Origin of the sequence: Clostridium sp. CAG:43 (assembly GCF_000434655.1) — a bacterium.
In the GTDB taxonomy this organism is placed as follows: Bacteria; Bacillota; Clostridia; order Lachnospirales; family Lachnospiraceae; genus Otoolea; species Otoolea fessa.
The window spans coordinates 43363-47283 of record NZ_FR895093.1 but is presented as its reverse complement, the minus strand read 5'-3'; the positions used below and the strand labels follow the sequence as shown (position 1 = coordinate 47283).

Here is a 3921-nt window from a genome sequence, read left to right as displayed (position 1 = left end):
CGCCTGATACATATCAAGCTCAAGTGTCAACATAAACAATTCCCCCTTTTGTTTTGCTGGCTTCTTTCATTTATGTAGCGATTTGAAAGAGCTGCTTGTTTGTTTGTGTTGACCTCATTTTCCACGTTGGCTACAAAAAGTTACAAGAAAATACAGAAATATGATGTTAAGAATCTGTTAATGTCAGAATTAAATGAATATTGTTAAGAAAACGTTAATATTTCATTTCCTTCTCTACCTCTTCCGGCAGTTTCCCCTCAAACTTCAGCTCTTCCTCCGCCTCCATGCGGAACTCGTCGATTCGTCCCGGTGCCGGTTCCGGCAGTTCTTTCGTCGATCCGACTCCAAACCGGCGCAAAAATTCCTCCGTCGTCGCAAACAATGCCGGACGTCCCGGCACATCCAAACGCCCTACCTCGTAAACGAGATTGTACTCAATCAGTTTATTGACCGCGTGATCCGATTTAACCCCGCGGATCTTTTCAATCTCAAGCTTCGTGATCGGCTGTTTATAAGCAATGATCGAGAGTGTCTCAAGCACAACATCCGTTAAAATCTGCTTCTTCGGCGTCGCTGCCACCCGGATCAGATTCTCATAATATTCCGCGCGGGTCGCCATCTGCCAGCTGTCCTCCAGCTGCGTGATCTGCATGCCCCGCTTTTCTGCCTCATAACGGCTCTGTAATCGTCTGACCGCCGCTTCCGCGCGCTCTGTATCCGTCCCGAGCGCCGCCGCAAGCTGGCGCAGCTCAACCGATTTTCCCATTGTAAAGAGAACCGATTCCACGATGGCTTCCTCGCGTTTTTCATCTAATTCTGGCATACTCTTCTCCTTCCTCCGTCGAAAGTTCCAGCTCTGCCTCGTTTTCCGTTTCATCCACATCCACCGTATCGAGCTGCATCTCATCAAACAATTTTTCCTGCACCAGATGAATCCGTCCCATCTTCATCAACTCCAGCACTGCCAGAAACGCCACGACTATCTCCAGGCGATCGGATTCCCTCTCCAGCACATCGCTGAATTTAAAATGACGGTGTTCCCGCGCATAAGAAAGCACCGACCTTACCTTCTGCTCCAGGCTGATCGGTTCCCTGCGGATCGTGCTGAACCGGCTTCGCACCGGGTCAAGCTTATTGGCATTCCGCTTCATGACCGCGTCAAACACTTTCTGCAGCTTTGCCAGCGTCAGACCATCCAGAAGCTTGTCCAGATCCAGTGGTTCTTCATATTTCGCCACCTCCCGGGGAATCGTCGGTTCCTTAAAAAAGAGAAGCTCTGCCTCCTGCTCCCGCTCTTCCAGCTCCTGCGCCATATATTTATACATCTTATATTCCAACAGCCGGCGCACCAGCTCGGCGCGCGGATCTTCCTCGTCTTCTTCCTCTTCTTTTTCCACCTTCGGAAGGAGCATCCGCGATTTGATGTCCAGAAGCGTCGCCGCCATCACCAGAAAATCGCTGACCACATCCAGATCCTCATGATCCATCTGATTAACATATTCCAGATACTGCTCCGTAATCAGGACGATCGGAATATCGTAGATACTTACTTTATTTTTTTCAATCAGATGAAGCAGCAGGTCCAACGGTCCTTCAAAATTATCTAATTTATAGGAAATTTCCATTCTTTCCGAACTCCTTCTTTTAGCCAGCTTTTTCTACAATCATATACCAAATTCCGTATACATCCACCCGTGCCGAAGAGTTATTCCTGCTGCCACCACGTTTTCTTACGGCACTTTCGGTTCCAAAAGTGCCTACCCGTGTACAATAACCAGAATCTCTCTATTGTTTTCCCCGCAACGTCACACAAACCAGCTCTGGCCGGTCATTCAGCCGCACATTGATCGAATGTGTCCCAAGCCCCCGGCTGACGATCATCGTCTTTCCGTCCGCATCAAACCGTCCGGCGCACCATGGCAGGAAAAACTGGTACTGCGGCGTCATCACGCCTCCCAGCCCCGGGATCCGGATAGTTCCGCCGTGGAAATGTCCGCAAAGCGTCAGATCCGCGCCCCATTTCCGGCAGGTCTCAAAAAAGAGGGGAGAATGAAATAATAATATCTCATACATTTCATGTCCGGCTTCTCGCTCCTTTTCCGCCAAGTCAGGAGAAAACGATTCTTTCATCTGATGAAAACACGTCTTCTCTGCCGCAGTTCCAACCCGCCCCGAAAGCTCTTCCATCGGCAGTTCCGGCACCGTGAAATGATGCTTATAATATATCTCCCGCAAATTGCACCCAGTCACCCGGATCCACGGATTGATCTCCTCGCTTCGATCCGACAAATAATGAACCCCCAGACGTTTTAATTCTATCTGGAACCGATCATACAAATCTCCGTACACATCCCGCTCCCGGTTCATCCGCTCCTCATGATTTCCGTTCGCATAGTAAACCGGCACAAAGGAGGTCAATTTTTCCAGAAGCGATACCGTGACGGTTAAATCTCCTTTTCCTTTACAGACCATCATATCGCCGCCGATCAGCACCGCATCTGGCTTGAATGCGCGGATCGTTGCCACCAGCGGCTCATTGTCCGTTCCATACACATTATCATGCAGATCCGACAAAAATACGCAGCGGAACGCGGCGCCATCCGGCAGCTTCGGACTCTCTATCTCATACTGGTCGGTCACAAAATGTTTTTTTTCATATTCCGAGCGGAGCAAAAGCCCCACTGTCACGACTGCCAGTGCCGCCGCGCATGCTGTGATTGCGATCATTTTGTTTCCTCCCATGTCCCATTTTCCAATTGGCTGTCGGCTGATTTTTGCTGCTGTCCGCATCACTGCCATCCTTATGCCCTGCAGACCCGAATCATTTCTATCCTGTTATCATACGGGAAACCGGTGTTTTCGTCAAGACAGGCAAATCCGTTGCTATTTTTTCGACCTCATGATAATATACTTTTAACAACACTGAAATGGCATTCACCTATCGTCAGCCATTTTTCAAAGGGAAATGAGCCGGTTACGGATATTTTCTTAATAACATAAATCAAGCGAGGTTTTCCATGCTTTCTTTTCTCCTGAACTGTAAACGGATTTACAACGATTTCATCAAAGACGAAGTCACGGTGTACGCCGCCCAGGCTTCTTTTTTTATCGTTCTCTCCGCCGCACCTTTTATCATGATTCTGCTGACGCTGATCCAGCTCATCCCCGCCGTCAGCCCGGAGGATCTGATGCACGTGATGACACAGCTTCTTCCCTCCAGCATCCACCCACTGATTGAATCGGTAATCCAGGACATCCAGACTGTATCCCCGGCCGCCCTGCTCTCGGTTACCACCGTGGCAACCATCTGGTCGGCTGCCCGCGGCATGCTTGGGATCGAGCGCGGCTTAAACCGGATCATCGGCTGCCGCAAGCGCAGAAATTACCTTTTAGGACGTATCATCAACTCTGGCTATACCATCGTTTTTCTCCTGATGTGCATTTTCTCCCTGGTTCTGATGGTGTTCGGTTCCTCCCTGCAGCGCCTGCTATTCCGTTACTTTCCGATGCTGGACAGATTCGTTTCCTGCCTGATTAGTCTCCGGACGTTTCTTGCGCTGGCGCTGCTGACGCTCTTTTTCGTCACGCTGTACACCTGGCTGCCCTATGAACGGCAGGATATCCGTCTCCAGCTTCCCGGTGCGCTGATTTCCACCGTCGGATGGATCGGATGTTCCTACGGATTTTCCATCTACTTCAACTATTTCGGTAATTATTCTTATATGTACGGCAGCTTGACCGCCGTCGTGATCCTGATGCTGTGGCTGTACGCCTGCATCTGCATCCTGTTTTTCGGGGCGGAAATCAACCAGCACTGGCGCAGATAATCCCCAGCCTCAGGAACACCGGATACAGATAGCTTGCCCCAAATACTCCCAGCTGCTTTGGTCCGGTCACGCAGCCAAGCTCCTGCGCTTTTTT

At 50.0% G+C, this 3921-nt stretch carries 4 protein-coding genes; 1 reads left to right on the top strand and 3 read right to left on the bottom strand.

All coding sequences use genetic code 11. From position 1 onward, the window contains the following. Positions 1 to 214: 214 nt before the first annotated feature. The 3 genes from scpB to QVO97_RS07640 all read right to left on the bottom strand — a co-directional run bounded on the left by scpB (position 215) and on the right by QVO97_RS07640 (position 2727). Entirely contained in the window at positions 215 to 823 is a 609-nt protein-coding gene (gene scpB, locus QVO97_RS07650; RefSeq protein ID WP_022359756.1) for an SMC-Scp complex subunit ScpB, read from the bottom strand. Then, positions 807 to 1625, bottom strand: coding sequence for a segregation and condensation protein A (locus tag QVO97_RS07645; RefSeq protein ID WP_022359755.1), 819 nt, complete (start codon positions 1623 to 1625; stop codon positions 807 to 809). Before QVO97_RS07645 ends, scpB begins: the two co-directional genes overlap by 17 nt. 160 nt (positions 1626 to 1785) lie before the next feature. Beyond that, a complete protein-coding gene (locus tag QVO97_RS07640) occupies positions 1786 to 2727 on the bottom strand; it encodes a metallophosphoesterase (RefSeq protein ID WP_022359754.1) in 942 nt (313 codons plus the stop codon). A 290-nt stretch (positions 2728 to 3017) separates the two neighbouring features. On the opposite strand from QVO97_RS07640, the gene QVO97_RS07635 reads away from it, so the two are divergent. Then, entirely contained in the window at positions 3018 to 3827 is an 810-nt protein-coding gene (locus tag QVO97_RS07635) for a YihY/virulence factor BrkB family protein (protein ID WP_022359753.1), read from the top strand. Positions 3828 to 3921 lie beyond the last annotated feature (94 nt).

Bases quoted from the DNA above. Each gene is read 5' to 3' on its own strand.
- QVO97_RS07635 (WP_022359753.1), top strand. From the start codon at position 3,018: ATGCTTTCTTTTCTCCTGAACTGTAAACGGATTTACAACGATTTCATC.
- QVO97_RS07645 (WP_022359755.1), bottom strand. From the start codon at position 1,625: ATGGAAATTTCCTATAAATTAGATAATTTTGAAGGACCGTTGGACCTG.
- scpB (WP_022359756.1), bottom strand. From the start codon at position 823: ATGCCAGAATTAGATGAAAAACGCGAGGAAGCCATCGTGGAATCGGTT.
- QVO97_RS07640 (WP_022359754.1), bottom strand. From the start codon at position 2,727: ATGATCGCAATCACAGCATGCGCGGCGGCACTGGCAGTCGTGACAGTG.